Source organism: Treponema sp. J25, assembly GCF_004343725.1.
Taxonomy (GTDB): Bacteria; Spirochaetota; Spirochaetia; order Treponematales; family Breznakiellaceae; genus J25.
The window spans coordinates 1-20,496 of record NZ_PTQW01000056.1; the positions used below are offsets into that span (position 1 = coordinate 1).

The following is a 20,496-nucleotide window of genomic DNA, read 5'->3' on the forward strand; positions in this document are numbered from 1 at the left end:
TGACCAGTTGCTCCATGAAGCGCTGGTTAGAGAAGAGGGCCTTGTAGCCGCGGTCGTGGTGGTCTGGCATAGGAAAACCATAGCACAGGGATGGTGGGAAGGCAAGGCTGGAAGGGGAAATCGGGTGTGGTGGGGGCCTGGAGAGGGGCCCAAAAACCTTCTGGGGTGGAGAACTGGGCCCCCAAAAAACTGGCGCTATTGCGGGGTAACCCGGAAAGGAGCCAAAAGACGCCCGCTGTGGCCTGGTGGGAGCAGCCCCCACCCGCAAAAAACCTTCCGGGGTGGCTTAGAGGCCGCGAGAACCGGGTAAGATTGGCTAAAGGGGCCCTGAGAAGGGCCCCGCCGTGGGTGAGCCCGGAGTGGGGGGAGCGCCTGATCGCCTGAGCCGTGGGCTCTGGGTAGTGGGCCGGGCTGGAAGCCCGGCCGGGGAAGGGCTGTGGAAGCGGCGAAGGAAGCAGGCGCGAGGGGGGAGCCGCGGTGGCTGAGGCGACGGTTTGGTGCGGGCTGAGCCGAAAGGGGGGCGGTGCGGTGCTCCCCCTTTTTTTAGAGTTGCGTTTTCATAAATGAGGAACTTCTCAGGTAGAGGAGATTTTTTCCCCTTCCCGGTACTTTTGTTCTCGGAAGGGCCGTTCCTGAAGGTACTGCTCTAGAATCTCCTGTTCTCCTTCGGGGAAGGATTCAAATTGGAGAACCAGGATTCTTCCTGTGCGTACCAGTTTACAGATAGGATGGAGAAATTGTTCCCCTACGCGCAATGTGCAGAGGGGAATAGGGGTATCCAGAGGAATATCAGAGACCAGGGCCTCTCGCTGGGGAAGAAAAGAAAGAGCATTAATAGATATAGTCTGGATAGATCCTGTAATGAGGATGCCCCGCCTCGGATGAGAGAAAATAAGACCAAACTGGTCCCATGGTTCAGGTCGAATCCGACGGGTCCGGCGGCTTTCTTCGAAGGGAAGATAGCGTCCTAAGATACTTTCAAGCCGATCCATCTCTTCCGGATTGGTAAGGTCCTCCGAAACAATCCCGCTTACCCCGAGGTACGAAGCTTTAGCCGCTTCTTCAAAGGAAAACCGTGGCCCTTTAAGGAGAATAATGGGGGTTTTTTCTTTGGGACGCTCGCTGCGAATAAACTGAACGAGGGTTTTCCAATGCCGGGGAAAATCTTCGGCACTGATGATTATTCCTTCAGGGTCTACCTCATCAATATTGTCCATCGCCTTAAGAGGATGTCGATACCGGATAAGCTCACATCCCAGAGGTTTCAGGGAAGTATGGAGAAGGGTATACACCTCATCGGCACCAATAACTATGAGTAGCTTCATTCTGTCCCCAGATTAATGACCGCGTAGTCTACCACCATCCATATATTATCTTTTTTTTCAACGCTGTAAATATAGCGTTTCCGTTCTATGTATCGTCCCACCCGGAATTTTTCGAGAACCGTGACGGTTCCTTGTTCAGGCCCATAGGTCGTTTTTTCTACCTGAAACTCCATGGGAATGGTGACGATATCCCCATCCACGACGGCACTTTTTAAATCAGAGCGGAACTTATCCAACATCCGGAGCCGACCTTCCTCGGATTCCGCAAGCCACATGCGTTTTTTTACGGGATCTCGCAGTAACAGGGCTTCCAGATCGAGGTATAAGAAAAATTTTTCCCATTGTCCTTTTTGACGGGCCGTGAGCATGTATTCAATGACTTTATCGGGGCTTAAGGGTTCCCGCTGAAGAATTTCGTTGGTTTCCACATCAATGAGGGCCGCCACTTTTCCTTGTTCGGGGAGGGGCGCAGGACGAATGGAAAGGGCAAGGGTGTTGGAACGAAGCCCCATGCCGGAAGCCGATGCCGGCGTATTGGGGGCCCCCGTGATGGTCCCCACATTTGGCGATGCTCCCCCAGGGCTGGGCGATCGTGTGGGTGCTTCCCGCTGCAGGAGTTCGGGATAAAAAACAGCCTGAACGACGTAGGAACCGGCACTTGTTATGGCACTATAGTCGGTAAGATCTTCGGTAAAAGAAAAGGACTCTCCCGGTTCCAGGGATAATTCACGGAAATAAATACGCTGGCTGGTGCTGCGCTTCCGAATCAGTACTTCTGTGGCTTCTACGGGGCGGTTATTCAAGGTCCTCACGTCAAAATCGATGGAAAAAGCCCGGTCATCGGCCAATTTGAATCGATAGGTACTGGCCCCTCGGTTGGTTAGGGTTACCTGGATAAAGACCGGTTTTTGACCCGCAAAATAGACCCGTTTATCGTAGTACCGGATGGTAAGTTCCACTGGTTGGGCCCAGATCTGAGAAAGAACGCCTGCCATCCATATGGATATTATACCGATAACTTTGTATACTGCCCTCATAGTGATTCCATTAATTTCCTTACTGTATTTTTCGGAATATACCCATGAATACTGTATCCTTTCCTGTGTTCCTTGAACGAATATCCCGTTTTCCGGGGAGGAAGCTCCTTGTAGACGCCGTCCAAAGAGGACAGTTTCCCCTGGAGGTAGAGGGAGTGGAAGGGTCCCTTCAGGCCCTTCTTCTGGGGGACCTTTTTCACCTTACCCAGCGTCCCCTTTTGATAGTCACCCCTACTGAAAAGGAGGCGGAAGAGCTCGCCAGCGATCTGGGGGCCCTGGGAGAGAGGGCGCTCCTGTTCCCCTGGTGGGGTACCATGCCCTACCGGGATATGAGCCCCCTTTCTTCTGTTTTTGGAGAGCGGTCCCGGATCCTTTCCCTCTTATTATCTGAAAAATCTGCCATCGTTATTACCTGTGAACGGGCCCTGCTGACGCCGGTTCCCCCGGTTTCGTATTTTTCGGGTCTCCTCCAACGGATTGCCGTAGGAGAGCCCATCAATCCTACCCTCCTGGGGGAGCGCCTCCAGCAGTACGGATACACCCGGGTTCCCCGGGTACAGGTCCATGGGGAGTACGCCCTGCGGGGGGAGGTGCTGGATATCTATATGCCGGGGGAATCCAGGGCGTACCGTATTCTTTTTGAATATGACCGGGTAGAGGCTATTAAGGCCTTTGATCCAGAAAACCAGAGTGGGGGGGAATCCCTGGAATCTCTCCACATCTTTCCAGTAAAGGAAGTACTCTGGACTGACGAAAGAATTGAGGCCCTGGGCGCAACCCTGGCTTCCTGTGAAGAATTTAGCGAATCTGGTCGCCAGCTTATTCTCGATGCCCTGATTGAAAAACGGCAAATCCCCGGCGAAGAGCTATTGTTTCCCCTGGCCTTTCCCCAGGCCGCATCGGTCCTTGATTATGTGGGAAAGGAGGCGATCCTGATATATTTGGATCGGGAACGACTGGAAAATGCGGAGGAAACCCTTTTTAAAGAATACGAGGGCCTGTACCGCCGCACCCGTCGGGAACGGGAAGTGCCCCTCCCTTCGAGACTCCTTTTAAGTTTTAAACAACTCGCATCCCGGGTAGAACGGCGGATCTCCTTTCGGACTATCAAAGGCAGGGGCGAGGAAGGGGCCCATCGGATTCAGATACTGTGCGATCCCCCCCGCAGTTTTTTTGGGAATATTCAATATCTTAAGGAAGAACTGCAGAATCTCCTGAAACAGGGGTGGCAGATTGTGGTGCTTGCCGAATCGGAGGTACAGGCGAGCCGCATAGAAGAGCTCTTAAAAGAGTACACCGTGCCGGTCCTGGCCCTTCCCCTTTCCACCGGTTTTGGTTTACCGGAGATCAAACTCCTGGTTATCCAGGAACAGGAAATTTTTGGTCGCCGGAAACGGCTTCCCCGTTCTTTAAAACACGCCCGCAGTGCGGCGATCGATACCTTCGTTGAACTGAACCCCGGGGATTATGTGGTCCATGTGAATTACGGGATTGGGCTCTTTAAGGGGATTGAGCGGGTTCGGGCCCTGGGGAACGAGCGGGACTACATCAAAATAGAGTATGCCGATGAGGAATATATCTTTGTCCCCATTGAGCAGGTGAATCTGGTTCAGCGCTATATTGGGAACGAGGGGGCCCCACCTCGTCTGGACAAACTCGGTTCTAAGAGCTGGGAAAACCGGAAGAACCGGGTAAAAAAATCCGTCGAAGATATCGCTCAGAAACTCCTGGACCTCTATTCCCGGCGAAAAACCGCCCCGGGCTACGCCTTTCCCAAAGATACGGAGTGGCAGCTTGCCTTTGAAGCGGCCTTCCCCTACGAAGAAACGGAGGATCAACTGCGCTGTGTGGAAGAAATTAAGCGGGACATGGAAAGCCCCTTTCCTATGGATCGGCTTGTCTGCGGTGATGTGGGATACGGGAAAACCGAGGTGGCTCTGCGGGCCTGTTTTAAGGCGGTCATGGGGGGAAAGCAGGTGGCCTTTCTTGCTCCCACGACGATTTTGGCAGAGCAGCACTATGAGAATTTCCAGGATCGTTTTGCCCAGTTCCCGGTGCGGATCGGCATGCTCTCCCGCTTTGTGGACAAGGCGGAGGCCCGCAGAACCCTGGAGGCGGTTCGAAAGGGGGAGATCGATATCCTCGTCGGTACCCATCGAATCCTGCAAAAGGATGTGGTCTTCAAAGATTTAGGGCTCCTGGTGATTGATGAGGAACAGCGTTTTGGGGTGAAGGACAAGGAACGGCTTAAGGAACTAAAGACCAACGTGGATTGTCTTACCCTGAGCGCTACCCCCATCCCCCGAACACTCCACATGAGCCTTCTTAAAATTCGAGACATGAGCCTCCTTACCACCCCTCCCTATAATCGCCATCCCATAGAAACATTTATCGAAGAATTTAACGAAGACCGGGTGGCGGCAGCCATACGCCGGGAAGTAGAGCGGGGAGGCCAGGTGTTTTACCTGCATAACCGGGTAGAAAGTCTTGAGGATGTCCGGCGAATGCTGGAACGGCTTGTGCCGGAACTCCTCATCGATGTGGCCCACGGACAAATGGATAGCCAGGAGTTGGAGGATGTGATGCACCGCTTTATCCATGGGGGAAGCCATGTGCTCGTTTCTACCACCATTATCGAAAACGGTATCGATATCCCCAACGTGAATACCATCATTATCGATCGGGCCGATATGTATGGCGTTTCCCAGTTGTACCAATTGCGGGGACGGGTAGGGCGGTCGGACCGCATCGCCTACGCTTACCTGTTGTATCCTAAGGACCGGGCCCTGTCGGAATTAGCCATGAAGCGACTCCAGGTGATTTCGGATTTTACCGAGCTTGGATCGGGCTTCAAGATTGCCATGAAGGATATGGAAATTCGAGGTGCCGGGAATCTACTTGGCAAAGAGCAGTCGGGGGATATCTATTCGGTGGGCTTTGATATGTACCTCCGCCTTCTTGATGAAGCCATTGAACGGCTTCAGAACGAACACTATGAGGCTCCCGCGGAGGTCTACCTTGAACTGGAATACACGGGATATATACCTGATAGCTATATTGATACGGCCCAGACCAAGATGGAGGTGTACAAGAAAATCGCCGCCATCCAGAGCCGGGAGGAACTGGAACGGGTCTATGCGGAACTGCTCGATCGCTTTGGTCCCTTGCCAGACGTAGTACAAAGCCTGCTTTCCTTGGCGGAAATTCGGATCATCTGTCGGGAGCTTTCCATCGTTTCTCTGCGGGAAAAGGCTGGACAGGTCCGTATCGAATTCGGAAAAGTTTCAAAGGTGAGTATTGACCGGCTCCTCCGGCTCATGCAGGAAAGCGGCGGAAAGGTAAGGCTGGACCCCCGGGCCCCCCAGGTGCTTATCTTACAGACCGGTACAATTGGCCTCAAAGAAAAAAGTGAATTTATTCGGGAAAAACTGGCCTCCCTCGTGGGATAGGGTGTACGTGGCGGGACGGATACGGTGAATCGATGAAGTGTGTAGGAAAAGGAGAAGGAGATGCAACTACGGACGGACATCAAAGCGGTAGTATTTGATTACGGGAATGTGCTTTCCCTTCCACAGGCCCCCGGCACGATGGATCGACTGGCCGGACTCGCGGGGGTGCCTGCCCGTGAACTAGAACCGGTGCTGTGGGCCCTTCGGCCCGCCTGGGATCGGGGAGACCTGTCAGGGGTCGCCTATTATAGGGCTATCCTGGAACGGCTTGGTCGAGAGGTGCCCCCGGCTGTGCTTGAGCGGCTTGTGGAAGCGGATATGGAGAGCTGGTCCCGGCTTAATCCTGAGACGATAGCACTGGTCAGGGCGGTGCAACGGGCGGGCAAGAAAGTGGGAATCCTTTCGAATATGCCTGTGGAGTTTCTGCGGCGGGCCCGGGAACGGTTCCCTCTTTTCCAGGAGGTGGATGGGGCGGTGTATTCCTGCGACGTACGGGTAAATAAACCTGACCGGGAGATTTACGAACACTGTGCTAGAGTTCTGGGCCTTTCTCCAGCGGAGGTCCTGTTTTTTGATGACCTTCCTGTCAACATAGAAGGGGCCCGGGCCGTGGGTTTCCAGGCGTTTCTCTGGAAAGGAGCGGAGGAGGCTCGACGAATCTTGGTTTCTTTTGGTATCATCCCCGCGGTAGAACAAGGGGAATAGATCTTAAAAATCCCGAGGAAAACCTTGGCAAAAAGGGGAACGAGCCATGAAAAGACTCGTCTTGCTAATAAAAACTATTCTGGTTTTTGCGGGCATATGGATCTCGGTGGCCATCGCATTGCCGCTGGGATTTATCTTTTTTATTCTTTCCTTGATTGGATTTGACCGGTTTGCCCGCTGGCTTTTGCGGGGCCTGGCTCGCCTGTGGGCCCGGGCGGTCATCTGGGCTACGGGGTGTAAGGTCACCGTGGAAGGACTGGAGCACATTCCCCGGGAAGGAGAGGGCCTCTGTTTTGTGGGGAACCATCCAGGGGATTTCGATGTGATCCTTGCCCTGGCATACATACCGCGGGCCTTTGGTTTTATTGCAAAAAAGGAAATCCTTTTTTTCCCGTTTATTAACCTCTGGGTGCTCCTGTTGGGCGGCCTTTTCCTGGACCGAAAAAACATAGGCCAGGCCCGCCGGGCTATCGAATGGGGAGCGGAGCGAATCCGTCGGGGGCTTTCGATGATCATTTTCCCTGAGGGAACCCGAAGCCGCGGGAAGGGGCTGTTACCCTTTAAGGCGGGGGCTTTTAAGCTCGCCACCCTGGCGGGTTCTCCCATCATCCCCATGGCTATCGAAGGCAGTTACGCGGTGTATGAAGAAACGGGCTTCGTGCGGGCCGTCCCGGTTCGTCTTGCCTTTGGTCCCCCTATTTCTACGAAGAACTTAAGCGTTGAGGAACGCAAGGCCCTTCCCGAACAGGTGCGGGAACAGATTGCCCGTATGCTTTCGGGCTCTGGTTCTAAAGGGCTCTAAAAAGTCTGACACAAAGGACTTCCCCCGGGGACCTCTTGTGCTCCGCGGAGTACAAGAGGAATCCCCTCCGCGGGATTGGTGGCACATAACATGTATGGAGGATTGTTTTGTTCGGTGGGCTTTGTTTTTCATCACCCATCACAAACACTGGATGGGTACGTATGGGCGCTGAGAGACTCGAACTCCCGACTTCCTCGGTGTAAGCGAGGCGCTCTAGCCAACTGAGCTAAACGCCCGATGGGCGCACCATACCATGGAGGGCTGGTCCCTGTCAAGGGCTTGCGTTGTTAGAAGATCTGAAGGAAAACCCTTCTTGGGAGGGAGGACTTGTTTTCTCCCGCCCGTACCGTTATGCTAGCGTCGTATGGATAAGCTTATCATTAAAGGAGCCCGGGAACATAATTTAAAGAACATCGACCTTGTGCTTCCCCGGGATAAACTCATTGTGATTTCAGGCCTTTCTGGTTCGGGAAAGAGTTCCCTTGCCTTTGACACTATCTTTGCGGAGGGACAGCGACGCTACGTAGAAAGCCTTTCTGCCTATGCCCGTCAGTTTTTGGGGCGTATGGACAAGCCCGATGTGGACTATATTGAAGGGCTTTCGCCGGCCATTTCTATCGAACAAAAGACCACCCATCGGAACCCCCGTTCGACGGTGGGGACGGTGACGGAAATTTACGATTACTATCGACTCCTCTACGCCCGTATCGGCATTCCCCACTGTCCCTCCTGTGGACGGGAAATCCGGGAACAATCGACAGACCAGATTATTGATACAATCCTGGCCCTGGGAGAGGGTGCGCGGGTCCAGATCCTTTCACCAGTGATCCGGGGAAAAAAGGGGGAGCATCAGAAAATACTCGAAGATGCCCGAAAGGCGGGTTTTGTTCGGGCCCGCATCGATGGACTGGTGGTACAGCTTGAGGACAGCATCAAACTGGATAAGCAAAAGAAACACACCATCGAGATTGTGGTGGACCGCCTCGTAGTCTCCCGGGAAAATCGATCCCGCCTTGCGGAAGCGGTAGAGCAGGCCCTGGAGACCGCCGAGGGCATCATGACGGTGTTGCATCAAACCCCGAATGGGGAGGAAGAACTTTTCTTTAGCCGAACCAATGCCTGCCCTGACTGTGGTATTTCCATCCCCGAACTTCAGCCCCGGCTTTTTTCGTTTAATAATCCCTTTGGGGCATGCCCCGCCTGTACTGGCCTTGGAACCCGTATGGAGTTTGATCCGGACCTGGTAATCCCCGATAAGAGCCTTTCGTTTAATGAAGGGGGCTGCATTCCCTATAATCCCGATTCGGCCTGGAACCGGAGCCGTTTTGAAAGCCTGGCCCGGCATCTTCATTTTTCCCTTGATACCCCCTTTGAAGAGCTTCCTGCCCATGTGATGAAGGCGATCCTCTATGGTACCGATGAGGCTATCGATGTGCGCTACGAGAACCGGGATAAAACCGGCCGCTTTGAATACAGAACCCGTTTCCCTGGAATCCTGGAAGACCTGAAACGCCGGTACCTGGAAACCCAGTCGCCGGGAATCAAAGAATGGCTTGAAAAGTTTATGAGCCACCGTCCCTGTGAGGTCTGCGGGGGCAAGCGCTTAAAACCGGAGGCCCTGGCGGTAACCGTAGGGGGAAAGAATATCTGGGAACTGTCCCGGCTTTCGGTGGCCGAAAGCCTTGCTTTCTTTGAGCACCTGAGCCTTTCTTCTACGGAGCAAACCATCGCAGCCCAGATCCTTAAAGAAATCCGTGCCCGCCTTGGCTTTATGAAGAATGTGGGACTGGACTATCTTACCCTGGATCGGAGCGCCGCTACCCTTTCAGGCGGAGAGGCCCAGCGGATCCGCCTTGCTACCCAGATTGGGTCAAGCCTGGTGGGGGTGCTGTATATTCTCGATGAACCTTCTATCGGCCTCCATCAGCGGGATAATCAGCGGCTGATCGATACGCTGTTGTATCTGCGGGATATCGGTAACACCCTTATCGTGGTAGAACACGACGAACAAACCCTGCGGGTGGCGGATCATATCGTGGACCTTGGGCCGGGGGCCGGGGTGCACGGAGGGCAGGTGGTTGCCCAGGGAACCCCCGAGGAGGTAATGCGGGTTCCAGAAAGCCTTACGGGCCAGTACCTGGCGGGAACCCTCTTTATGAAAATTCCGGAAGAACGGCGGAAAGGAAACGGCCAGTACCTCACTATTCGGGGAGCCCGGGAACATAACTTAAAAAACATCACCGTCTCGTTCCCCCTCGGGGCTTTTACGGTGATTACGGGAGTGTCCGGTTCCGGTAAATCGACCCTTTTATCGGATATCCTCTTCCCCGCCGTATCCAACCGGGTCAGCCGTACCAACTACGAAGAGGGAAGCTATGATAGTATCGAGGGCATTGAATACATCGACAAGGTAATCAACATAGATCAGAGTCCTATTGGACGTACACCCCGCTCTAATCCGGCCACCTATGTGGGGGTCTTTTCGGCTATCCGGGATCTGTTTGCTTCCCTCCCGGAGGCAAAGAGTCGGGGCTATAAACCGGGCCGTTTTTCCTTTAATGTTCGGGGCGGTCGCTGCGAAAATTGTCAGGGCGATGGGACTATCAAAATCGAAATGAATTTTCTTCCCGATGTGTACATTACCTGCGACGTATGCCATGGAAAACGCTTTAATCGGGAAACCCTGGAAGTCCGTTACAAGGGGAAAAATATCGCCGATGTATTGGATATGACCATCGAAGAGGCGGCCCTTTTTTTTGCGCCTATTCCGCCTATCGCGCGAAAACTGGAAACCCTCCTTTCGGTAGGGCTCGGCTATATCAAGCTTGGTCAGTCCGCCCTGACCCTTTCGGGGGGAGAAGCTCAGCGGGTAAAGCTTGCCCTGGAACTTTCTCGCCGTTCTACCGGCAAGACCCTGTACATTCTGGATGAACCCACCACGGGCCTCCACTTTGCGGATGTGAAACAGCTTATGGAAGTGATTCATCGGCTGGTGGATCAGGGAAACACGGTGATCATGATTGAGCATAACCTGGATGTGATTCTCCAGGCGGATTATGTTATAGATCTGGGACCGGAAGGGGGAGATCGGGGGGGAGCGGTGGTGGTTACCGGGACCCCCGAAGAGGTTTCCCAGTGTGCCGAGTCCTATACCGGATACTACATTAAGGAACAATTACAGCGGGCACGATGAAACAGACACCTCTCCCTGTGGTAAGCATGATGGTCCTCGCGTGTTCCCTCTTGCTGGGACTTGCGGGGGGACTCTGGGCTCTCGATGGAACAGAGGGTGGGGACACTGCCACCGGGGCGTTGCCTTCTTTACAACAGGGGGGGGCTTCGGAAGAAAGTCGCGGAACTCCTCCGCTCACCAAAGAACAGCAGATCCTTGAAATGGATATTGCCACCTCAAGCCTTCTGGAACTTGCCTCCTGGTGTCGGCGCCTGGGGCTTTCCGAAGGAGGAACCCGGGAAGAATTGCAGAACCGTCTGCGACAGTATTACGGTATCCCCCTGTCGAAAGGTAGTGATGCCTCCGGGAAAGAACAAATCAGTAGTTCGGAAAAACCAAAAACCCCAGAGAAGACTTCTTCCCCACGGACCATCGTGATAGAGTCGGCCGAACAAAGTGAGTTTTTTACCCTTGATGTGGTAAACGAAGAATACGCCCGGCTCCGTGGTAAGGTTCAAATTACGATAAAAGAAGGGGACACCAGCTATACCCTGTCGGCAGAAGAATTATTGTACAATAAAACCAGAAATCAATTATCTGCCCGGGGGAATGTGATCTATACCAAAAAGAAAGGCGAAGTGATCGAAACGTTTCGTGGCACGGCCCTAAGCCTTAACCTGGACTCTTTATCGGGGGCCTTCCTGGGGGGCTTTTCTGAGCGGGCCATGGAAGGGAAATCCAATGCCTATAAATTTACAGGTCAGGTAATTTCCCGGGATGCGGAGGGATCCACGGTCCTGCAGGATGTGGATATCACTACCGCTTCGGTAGAAGAGCCCTACTGGTCGATTCACGCCAGTAAGCTCTGGCTGCTTCCTGGCAACGATTGGGCTATTGCCCATGCGGTGCTTAAGGTGGGGGAACTCCCCTTGTTTTATATTCCTTTTCTGTATTTACCGGGGGATGAGGTAGTCTTTCATCCGGTGCTGGGATACCGGAATCGGGAAGGGTCTTTTGTCCAGACCACTACCTATCTCCTCGGGCGACCTAAGGCCTCTTCGTCCACAGAAAACTCCATTACCCGCTTGCTCGGTTCCAGCGAAAACGAAGAGCGGCGGTTGGAAGGGGTGTTTCTCAGGGCTACGGGGGAGCGGCGAAAAAGCGGGGATGAGGTTTCCCTGGCCATACTGTTTGATATGTATGCGAATCTAGGGGCCTATGGGGGACTTGAGCTTTCGATCCCCAAAAACGGAGCATGGGGAAAACAGGATGTATCGATGGGTATTGGGTTTAGCCGGACCATCTATCCATTAGGAAGCTCTCTGTATTCCCCCTACAATCCCATCGATGGATCTATAGATTGGAATAGTGCCTATTTCTTGAACTGGATGGTTCCCTTTCGGTACCGTTTTAAAGCGACGGGCTCCCTTTCGTTAGGAACCTTCTCTCTCTCCTGGACAATACCGGTCTACTCCGATCCCTATGTGGACGATGATTTTCTCGATCGGAGCGAACAGATGGACTGGCTCAGTATGATAAAAGAAGGGGCCAGCGCAGGGAGCAGTAGTTCTAGTTCTTCTAATATTCTGGGATCCTATAATTTGCGTATTGGAGGAAGTGGGACAATCCCTACCGATGTTCTTAGCCCTCTGATTTCGAGTTTTACCGTCAATTCCCTCAGTTCTACCTTGATATTTAAAACCAAGAGTTCCACCCTCTATGCATCCAGTTCCTCTCCCTGGCAAAGCTTTTTTTATCCTTCCCAATGGACCCTGGCATCTTTCAGTGGGAATGTACGGGGGACCCTCTTTTCAAATAGTGTAAAAAAGAGTCCTTCATCGGAACTTATCTCTGAGGATGGGAAAAAGGCGAACCTTTTGGACAGTGCCCTCTCTCCTTGGACAGAAGAAAGGTCTCCACAAACAATACCTGGGGCAGAGGGACCGCAGAAACAAGCTGATACTTCTGATTCCTTTACCATACCGGCCCTTTCTCAAACCTTTGAAGGTTCAGGAGGGGCTCAGTATTTATGGAATGTGGAATACAGTCTTGATCCCACCGCTTCGTGGGATCTTCACTACCATTATAGCAAATGGAAAGAAGTATACGAAGTAAACTGGAGTGATATTAGTTACCTCTATTCTATATTAGGAATTAATGGTACTATTGCTTCGAATTTCTCCCGTAGTGATAACCTTTTCACTATGAGTTTTAAAATAGGGGGAAACGCAAACTGGCAACACTATCAGTACATTGATACCTCCGCATCGGATATCGATGCGAATAGCCTGCTCCTCTCAGCATACAAGGCTTCTGGATATTATCTTACTGCAGAAAGCACTTTTACCTTAAGGCCCCTCGTACAGGATGAGATGTGGAAGAATTCTCAGTTCCAGTATACCCTTAAAGGTAAATGGCTGAGTACGGTGTTTAATAACGATGTTCAGGATCCCCGATGGGACCTCCTCTGGGGAAGCTGGTCAAAGGACTATATCTCGAGCCACAGCCTTTCCGCCACTCTTTCGGCTCTTACGTCGTTAGGAGAACAATCCCTCGGCCTTTCGATGGAACTTCCCCCCCGGGAAAGCCTTTTGAGTGGGAATACCCGTCTTCAGTGGGGGGCCAGTTCTCTTTCTGCAAACACCTCTATTTCTAAACCCTTTGAAGATCCCCTTTTTAATCCTCTTACCGTTTCTGGTACGGTGGTGTTTGCTCCCCGGTTTCAATATAAACAGGATCTTACCTATACGCCGGAAGAAAAAAGTCTTACCTCCTGGATTTCTACCCTCTCGTGGTATGACCTTTCGGCTTCCCTTTCCTATGCCTATAGCAAGTCCTACCTTTTTAGTGGAGGTAAATGGACCCTTGCCTCCGACGAAGAGGCCCTTCGTCCTAAGGCTTTTCAACTTTCCTATGGGACTTCTCTCAATAACCTGGTATTCTGGAAAAACCGAATACAGGCAAGTTTGAATATTTCTTCTTCCTTAAGTCTTGATTTGCAGCGCTATACCTACTCAAGTTTTACTTTTTCCCTGGGTACCACCGTAAAGATTCATGAGTTCCTCGATTTTTCGTTTACCAGTAAAAGTCAGAACCGGGTCATCTATCGTTATATTCAGTCCTGGCCCATCTGGGAGCAGTCGGTACAGGTACCCGGTGAACAGAATATGCTGGTGGATCTCCTCAATTCTTTTCGCTTTGATTCGGATACGCTCCGCAAAAGTTCGGGGTTTAAGCTCCAGGCCTTATCGGTCAAGGCGGTACATTACATGGGGGACTGGACGGCCACTTTAACCACCGATCTTGAGCCCTATCTGGATACGTCCCAGCTTCCCTACCGGTATGCCTTTAACACCAAAGTGAGCTTTCTCGTCCAATGGATACCTATTTCGGAATTCAAAACCCAAACCTACTATGATAAGGATGGTTTTGTGTTTAAGTAGAGGTTTGGACCTACCCCTTAAAAGATGCGGTAGTTTTTTGAGGGTGGCTCCTGTTTTGTAAACAGACAGGGTGCTGGCGCCCCTCTATTGACTTGTGGCGCCCTTGGTCTATACACTAAACAACTAGAGGTAACTTTGGAGGATAGTATAACTATTGTCCTGGAAAACCCCGCTATTTTAAGCGGCGTTTGCGGGGCAAACGACGACAACCTGCGGGTTATCGAAAGGGCTCTGGGGGGGATTATTTCCACCCGGGGGAATGAACTGCGGTTTTCCAGTGCCGATAGGGCCGTGAGCGGCCTCTTTAAGCAGATTATTGAACATTTGATTGTAGCGGTACAGGAAGGGGAACATCCTTCCCCTGAGTATGTACGTACCCTCACGGCGACGATGATCGATGCCCCTGAAAGGGCTGTGTCGGTGGATCCCCTGAGAGAGGCCGCCATTGTGATACCCAGTGGGTTTGGGAGGGTTTACCCGCGGAGTATTAATCAGGCTCGCTATGTACAGGCCCTCAGGACCCATGATGTGGTGTTTTGTGTTGGTCCCGCGGGAACAGGAAAGACCTTCCTTGCTGTGGCGGAGGCCCTAAGACAGGTCCTTTCAAAAAAACGAAGGAAACTTGTGCTTACCCGGCCGGTGGTAGAAGCGGGGGAAAGCCTCGGTTTCTTGCCAGGGGATCTCGCCCAAAAGATAAACCCCTACCTCAGGCCCCTTTACGATGCGATGGAGGCCCTTATCCCCTACGAAACAATCCGCCGCATGGAAGAATCCCGGATCATCGAGATTGCTCCCCTGGCGTATATGCGGGGACGCAGCCTGAACGACTGTATTATCATCCTGGACGAAGCCCAGAACACCACCCGGGAACAGATGAAAATGTTCCTTACCCGTATTGGAGAGGGATCCCAGGCGGTGATCACCGGGGACACTACTCAGATCGATCTGCCTCGCCGCAGTGATTCGGGATTGCTCCATGCGATTTCTATACTCCATGATGTGGAAGGGCTCTATTTTGCCTACCTTAACACGGGGGATGTGGTCCGCAATCCCCTCATAAAGAAGATAATTCAAGCCTATGAAAACGACCATTCCTGAAATTTTCTCTTCTCTTTTTAAACCATTCCGCCGAGTTCCCCTCGTGGCTGCAGGAGTCTCCTGTATAATTGTAGGGTTTTTCGTCGTGGTAACGGGAAGTTCTAGTCAGCTTTCTGATTACAAGCGGGAATTCGAAGTGGGCCGGGTGGCCGATCGGGATGTGATTGCCGAGCGTTCGGTTACCTACGTGGACGAGGAAGCTACCCGTTCCCGAATCGAGGCCCAGGAACGGCTGGTCCCGGCGGTGTTTAAATATTCCCATGAAATTACCCGGGATGTGTATGCCTCCTTTTCTCGTTTTTCTTCCCAGGTGAGTACCCTCTTTAAGCATCAGGTTTCTCTAGATACCTTCCGTCTTACCATTCAAGGGGAATATCCCAATATGTTTTCCCAGGAAACCCTGGAAATCCTTTTTAAGAACCCCAGCAGAGATCGTTTCCTGGGGTACGCAGAATCGGTGTTACGGACGGTAATGGAGAATGGGGTATTTGCTCCCATTAAGGTTTCCCTCGATCAATATAACCCCGACGTTGTAGAGATCCTCCGACGAGATGGGGGGCGTTTGCAACGGGAACAATTGCAGATAACCCGCATCGTGACCATGCAGAGCCTTAAGGCGCGGATCCAGGAGATTGTCTCCTCGGGGGCCTATCCTACTGCGTTTGCCACGATTGCCCCGGGTCTTCTCATGCCTTTTATTATGGAAAACGTCTTTTTTTCTCCTGAAGAAACCCGGGCAAAGATAGAGGAACTCCGTTCTCGTTTGGAACCGGTCACAAAACGTATTGAAGAGGGGGAAAAAATAATCCGAAAAGGTTTTATCGTTTCAAAGGAAGACCTGGCAAAAGTACAGGCCCTGGAACAAAGTTTAAACCGACCTGACCCGGTGCATCTTATAGGACAGCTTGGCCTTTTGGTACTTTTTACGGTGGGAATCCTTTTGCTCTATAGTCCCCTGGTAAGTGGATTATCCCTCGGATCCCGGCAGATATACCTTATTGCGACCCTGACCACCCTGTATATCCTGGAGGCCCTCTTTATTCAGCACAGTTCATTGCAAATTGGGGAATTACCCCTTAGCGTGGTATTCCCTACAGCCCTCTGGATCATGCTGGTTTCAATCCTTGTGGGGGTTCGGCCTGCCCTGATAATGGCCTTCGTGAACCCCTTTGTGCTCCTTGCAACCGGTTATTTTGACGTGGGGGCTTTTTTATTTGCTACCCTATCGGGGGTGGCCAGTGTCTTTGCCCTTCAAGGGGCTGAGCGACGGATGGATCTTATCCGGGCAAGCCTTATCATCGCTGCCGTTCAGGCGACGTTCTTAGTGTTTTTCCTGTTGTATGAGCGGGCCCCTCTTTCCTCCTATGGACCGGTCCTGTTCTGGGGGGCTTTCAATGGCATGACCTGCGGCATGCTTCTCCTGGGCTTCCTGGCCCCGCTGGAACAGCTGCTGAATGTGGCCACCCCCTTCCGGCTCATGGAACTTTCGGATCTTAATGCACCGGCCTTGAAACGGCTTCTTACCCTTGCGCCAGGGACGTACAGCCATTCGGTGACTGTGGCAAACCTGGCCGAATCGGCCTGCCGGGATATTGGGGCCAATGCCCTCCTTGCCCGGGTGGGAGCCTATTATCATGATATTGGGAAGATGGAACAGAGTGAATATTTTATAGAAAATCAAAATGGATATAATAAACATGATGAACTGGAAGATCCCTTCCTTTCGGCGACGGTGATTCGCAGTCATGTAAAGCTGGGAGTAGAGAAGGCCCGTGCGCTTGGTCTCCCTCAGGAAGTAATTGATATTATCGCGGAGCATCACGGTAATTCGGTGATAGCCTGGTTTTATAATGAGGCCCTGAAAAAGGATGATGCCGCCCAGGTCGCCGATTTTTCCTATCCCGGCAATCCCCCTCGCTCAAGGGAAGCCGCTGTGGTCATGCTTGCCGATACGGTGGAGGCGGCGGTGCGGACCCTGAAAAAACCCACCATGGCCAGGCTTGAAAAATTCATTCAGGAACTGATTATGGACAAATTTGAACAGGGACAGCTTTCCCAATCTGAACTGACCTTTCGGGATCTGGAAATAATCAAGAATTCTTTTGTAAAGGTCCTGGCAGGGCACTATCATACCCGAATAGAATATCCAAAGGCTCTCTTTAAAGAGGCTCTCCCATGAACCGGGTCGCTCTTGTGGCAGAAGATTGCGAACTACCGCCGTGGTCATCTCGCCTGGAATCCTTTATGCTGCGGGTTTTGGAAGTGCTCAAGAAGGATCGGTGGGAAGTATCCCTTGTGCTCTGTACCAATAAACTTATGACTCAATTGAATTCTCAGTATCGAGGAAAAAACGAAAGCACCGATGTTCTTTCCTTTGCGTTAGGGGAAACCTATCAAGATGAAGAAGGAGAGGAAGTATTCCTTGCGGGGGACCTGGTGATTTCTCTGGAAACCCTGGAAGAAAATGCCCGATATTTCAACGTTTCTGTGGATGAGGAGTTACGTCGCCTCGTGATTCATGGTATTCTTCATCTGGCGGGGATGGATCATGCTACCAATGATCAGAAAGAACCCATGCTGATCTTGCAGGAGCAAATTCTGGCGGAGCTATCGGAGGAGAAGGTCCTTCTATGAAGAATCTCAAGGAGCTTTTAAAAAAGGCCTTTTCAGCGGGAAAGAACGAAGAAATAGAAGAATTTGAGAACCTTGAATCGGATAAGCAGGATATGATTCGAGGGGTGGTGGAACTTTCTGAGACGACCGTCAAAGAGGTCATGGTGCCCCGCATCGATACGGTGTTTATCGCCCTTGATAGTCCCTTCGAAGAAATGCTGGAAAAAATCGCCGAAAGCGGCCATTCCCGTTTTCCCGTGTACAAGGATACCATAGATAATGTGATAGGGATCCTTTATGTGAAGGATCTCTTACGTCAACTGGTAAAAAACAAACATGCCCCTTTCCCTATTCAGGATATCCTGCGGCGCCCCTTTTTTGTTCCTGAAACCAAGCGGATCGATGACCTTTTGCGGGAATTGCGGCGTAAGCGGGTGCACATTGCGGTGGTGGTGGATGAATACGGAGGTGTTTCGGGTATCGTCTGCATGGAAGACATTATCGAAGAAATCGTGGGGGATATCCAGGATGAATTTGATAATGAGCGGGAAGACCTGATCCAACTGGGAGAAGGGGTCTATCTTTGTGATGCCCGGATAAACCTGGAGGATCTCTCGGAAGAACTGGGCATACCCCTTCCTACAGAGGATTTTGATACCCTGGGAGGTTTTGTGTTCGACCTTTTTGGAAAGATTCCAGTAAAATACGAAAAAGCCACCTATGAGGGTCATGACTTTATTATCCAGGAAATGGAAGGGCATAAGATCCTTACCGTAAAGGTTATTCTCCGACGGGACCAAAAGAAATGAAAACACCATCCTGGCTTATCCGTTATGGGCGTTATGGTTTTTTTCTGGTCTTTCTTCTCAGTTTTCTTGTTGTTCAGGAAATCCCCGTCACAGGTCAAAACAGTGAAGCCCTAACCATAGAAATCCGCCGGCTTTTTCAGGCCGGCGAGGTGGAGATAGTCCGGGAAAACTGGTATGGGGCGGTGGAATACTTCCTTGAGGTGCTTCAGAAGAATCCCAACCATGGGGACAGCATGGCCCGCCTTGCGGAATGCTACTATCAGCTTCGGGAATTTGATCAGGCCCTTGCCTGGGTTCGACGGGCTCGAGTACTGGATAGGGGGAACCTTTCTCTTGCCAATCTGGAGGCCCTCTGTCTCATTGCCCTGGGAAAATTAGATGATGCGTCGGCCCTTATTACCCAGGTGTTACAACGGGAGCCCTACAATCGGGAAGCCCTCTTTACCGCGGCGGAATTAGAACTTGCCCGGGGGCGGCCAGGGGAGGCCCTCAAAAAGTACCAGGAAACGGCCCGTCGTTTCCCCGATGATAAACGGGCCCTCCTTTCTCTTTCTCTTGTTTTGGGAAGCCTGGGTGATATGGAAACGGCCCGCTCCTATATTCAACGGGCCCTGAGTCTGTACGGTGATGATTACCGGGTTTTCTATTATGGGGCATACCTCGATGCTCAGGCAGGAGCGTTAGATGAGGCGGCCAGAAAGTTGGACCGGGCCCTTATCCTCCAGTCCTCTTTTGTGCCTGCCCGGAGCCTCTTAGGCATAGTTCACTATCGACGGGGACGGTACGAAGAGGCGTCTCGCCTAGCGGATCAGATTATTGGATCCCACCGGAATGAGGTTTCTGCCTGGTACCTCAAGGGTCTTTCCTATGCCCGTATGGGAAAAACCGCTGAGGCCCGGAACATCTTGCAACAGGCTTTAAAGATCGATGGGGAAGATGAAATTCTTCGCATTGCCCTAGAAAATCTGGTTATTCAAACTACCTCTGTGGAATCCCCTGAGCGATCTGGCCTTGCCCGCTGGCACTTTGATCGGGCCCGCCAGTTTCAAAGTCGCCATCTTTCAGAAGAGGCGCTCTTTGAGTATCGTCGGGGTCTACGAATTAATCCGTATGGGGTAGAGCGAAAGGAACTGGCAGAACTGTGGCGAATCCAGGGTTATCCCCAGCGCTACCTGGATGAATTGCGGTTTTTACAGGAAATCGGCAGGGCCGATCGGGTAGTGCAGGATGCCATTGAGGCATACGATAGTCTACTGGCGGATACCCTGAGCCGGCGTAGGGGAGTGGACACCCTTTCGATTGCCACACATCGATACTGGAATGTGGCAGTTTTTTCGGTAGCCGCTCAATCTTCGGTGCTCCATGTGGACGCCGGTCGGGTGGTGGCCGAGTATGTGCAGGACCTCTTTACCCATGAAGGAAATGTCCGGGCCCTTCCCCTGCCGATTGAACAGGCCAGTTTTTCCACCGCCTTCCGAACCGCTCGGGAAGGGGGAGCGGACTATTTTATTATCCTGGGAAGTACAGAAAATAGTCGGGATATTCGGATTCAGGCGGATCTCTATGTGGCTCGCACCGGTTCCCGGGCGGCATCCTTTTCATCGTACAAGGTCGGTAACGACCGCCTCCGGAATGCGGCCCGATCCATAATGGATCAGCTTCGCCGGAGTCTTCCTTTCCGGGCCAGGCTAATTCAACGGGTAGCTGGCGAGGGCCTCATCGATCGGGGAAAGCCCGATGGGGTGGCGGTAGGGACCTCCTACATTATAATTAAAAAGAATGCCCCTATGGTTCAGAGCGAAGGGATTGGACTCGTGTACAGCCCTTCGGATGTGGTGGGAACCATCAAAATTACCGAGGTGGATGATTACTGTGCCCTTGGCACCTTAACCCGCCAGGGCTTCTTTGATCGGATTTCTGTAGGGGATGAGGTCCTTTTAGTGGAGGGGGAAAACGCTCCCTCGAATGCTTCTCAGACGACGGCCCCCGTTGATCCTGAACTCAGGGAACTTTTGCAGCGACTGCGGTAACTGCGGGGCTTTT

At 52.1% G+C, this 20,496-nt stretch carries 13 protein-coding genes and 1 tRNA gene; 11 read left to right on the forward strand and 3 right to left on the reverse strand.

Annotated features, from left to right (window positions below; genetic code table 11):
* On the forward strand, positions 1-310 hold a 310-nt coding region (locus C5O22_RS13630), incomplete at its 5' end, for a hypothetical protein (protein ID WP_207895392.1).
* A gap of 265 nt (positions 311-575) precedes the next feature.
* Here C5O22_RS13630 and C5O22_RS13065 read toward each other — a convergent pair.
* Complete coding sequence (locus C5O22_RS13065; RefSeq protein WP_132782522.1) at positions 576-1,325, reverse strand: PilZ domain-containing protein; 750 nt, start codon at positions 1,323-1,325, stop codon at positions 576-578.
* On the reverse strand, positions 1,322-2,320 hold the full coding sequence (locus C5O22_RS13070; protein ID WP_243692957.1) for a hypothetical protein: 999 nt from the start codon (positions 2,318-2,320) through the stop codon (positions 1,322-1,324). The genes C5O22_RS13065 and C5O22_RS13070 overlap by 4 nt, the downstream gene beginning before the upstream one ends.
* An 86-nt stretch (positions 2,321-2,406) precedes the next feature.
* On the opposite strand from C5O22_RS13070, the gene mfd reads away from it, so the two are divergent.
* Genes mfd through C5O22_RS13085 form a run of 3 tightly spaced genes read left to right on the forward strand, consistent with a single transcriptional unit; the run spans position 2,407 to position 7,318 of the window.
* On the forward strand, positions 2,407-5,811 hold the full coding sequence (gene mfd, locus C5O22_RS13075) for a transcription-repair coupling factor (protein ID WP_132782524.1): 3,405 nt from the start codon (positions 2,407-2,409) through the stop codon (positions 5,809-5,811).
* 60 nt (positions 5,812-5,871) lie between these two features.
* Positions 5,872-6,516: an HAD family hydrolase gene (locus C5O22_RS13080; protein WP_132782525.1), complete on the forward strand. Its 645-nt coding sequence runs from the start codon at positions 5,872-5,874 to the stop codon at positions 6,514-6,516.
* 46 nt (positions 6,517-6,562) lie between these two features.
* The gene (locus tag C5O22_RS13085; RefSeq protein WP_132782526.1) at positions 6,563-7,318 is read left to right on the forward strand and encodes a lysophospholipid acyltransferase family protein; all 756 of its coding nucleotides are present in this window, start codon (positions 6,563-6,565) and stop codon (positions 7,316-7,318) included.
* A gap of 162 nt (positions 7,319-7,480) precedes the next feature.
* Here C5O22_RS13085 and C5O22_RS13090 read toward each other — a convergent pair.
* Positions 7,481-7,554 (reverse strand) — tRNA-Val (locus C5O22_RS13090).
* A gap of 128 nt (positions 7,555-7,682) precedes the next feature.
* Here C5O22_RS13090 and uvrA point away from each other — a divergent pair.
* From uvrA to C5O22_RS13125, 7 genes are all read left to right on the forward strand, one after another.
* Positions 7,683-10,511, forward strand: coding sequence for an excinuclease ABC subunit UvrA (uvrA, locus tag C5O22_RS13095; protein WP_132782527.1), 2,829 nt, complete (start codon positions 7,683-7,685; stop codon positions 10,509-10,511).
* Complete coding sequence (locus tag C5O22_RS13100) at positions 10,508-13,933, forward strand: LPS-assembly protein LptD (protein ID WP_132782528.1); 3,426 nt, start codon at positions 10,508-10,510, stop codon at positions 13,931-13,933. The genes uvrA and C5O22_RS13100 overlap by 4 nt, the downstream gene beginning before the upstream one ends.
* A gap of 135 nt (positions 13,934-14,068) precedes the next feature.
* Entirely contained in the window at positions 14,069-15,031 is a 963-nt protein-coding gene (locus tag C5O22_RS13105; RefSeq protein WP_132782529.1) for a PhoH family protein, read from the forward strand.
* Positions 15,012-17,210: an HD family phosphohydrolase gene (locus tag C5O22_RS13110; RefSeq protein WP_132782530.1), complete on the forward strand. Its 2,199-nt coding sequence runs from the start codon at positions 15,012-15,014 to the stop codon at positions 17,208-17,210. Before C5O22_RS13105 ends, C5O22_RS13110 begins: the two co-directional genes overlap by 20 nt.
* Entirely contained in the window at positions 17,207-17,665 is a 459-nt protein-coding gene (gene ybeY, locus C5O22_RS13115; protein WP_132782531.1) for an rRNA maturation RNase YbeY, read from the forward strand. Before C5O22_RS13110 ends, ybeY begins: the two co-directional genes overlap by 4 nt.
* Positions 17,662-18,453 carry a hemolysin family protein gene (locus C5O22_RS13120; protein ID WP_132782532.1) on the forward strand — a complete coding sequence of 264 codons (792 nt, stop codon included), beginning with the start codon at positions 17,662-17,664 and terminating at the stop codon, positions 18,451-18,453. Before ybeY ends, C5O22_RS13120 begins: the two co-directional genes overlap by 4 nt.
* Entirely contained in the window at positions 18,450-20,483 is a 2,034-nt protein-coding gene (locus C5O22_RS13125; RefSeq protein WP_132782533.1) for a tetratricopeptide repeat protein, read from the forward strand. Before C5O22_RS13120 ends, C5O22_RS13125 begins: the two co-directional genes overlap by 4 nt.
* The last annotated feature ends 13 nt before the right edge of the window (positions 20,484-20,496 follow it).

Coding starts and splice junctions, on each gene's coding strand:
- C5O22_RS13065 (WP_132782522.1), bottom strand. CDS start 1,325: ATGAAGCTACTCATAGTTATTGGTGCCGATGAGGTGTATACCCTTCTC.
- C5O22_RS13070 (WP_243692957.1), bottom strand. CDS start 2,320: ATGGCAGGCGTTCTTTCTCAGATCTGGGCCCAACCAGTGGAACTTACC.
- mfd (WP_132782524.1), top strand. CDS start 2,407: ATGAATACTGTATCCTTTCCTGTGTTCCTTGAACGAATATCCCGTTTT.
- C5O22_RS13080 (WP_132782525.1), top strand. CDS start 5,872: ATGCAACTACGGACGGACATCAAAGCGGTAGTATTTGATTACGGGAAT.
- C5O22_RS13085 (WP_132782526.1), top strand. CDS start 6,563: ATGAAAAGACTCGTCTTGCTAATAAAAACTATTCTGGTTTTTGCGGGC.
- uvrA (WP_132782527.1), top strand. CDS start 7,683: ATGGATAAGCTTATCATTAAAGGAGCCCGGGAACATAATTTAAAGAAC.
- C5O22_RS13100 (WP_132782528.1), top strand. CDS start 10,508: ATGAAACAGACACCTCTCCCTGTGGTAAGCATGATGGTCCTCGCGTGT.
- C5O22_RS13110 (WP_132782530.1), top strand. CDS start 15,012: ATGAAAACGACCATTCCTGAAATTTTCTCTTCTCTTTTTAAACCATTC.
- ybeY (WP_132782531.1), top strand. CDS start 17,207: ATGAACCGGGTCGCTCTTGTGGCAGAAGATTGCGAACTACCGCCGTGG.
- C5O22_RS13120 (WP_132782532.1), top strand. CDS start 17,662: ATGAAGAATCTCAAGGAGCTTTTAAAAAAGGCCTTTTCAGCGGGAAAG.
- C5O22_RS13125 (WP_132782533.1), top strand. CDS start 18,450: ATGAAAACACCATCCTGGCTTATCCGTTATGGGCGTTATGGTTTTTTT.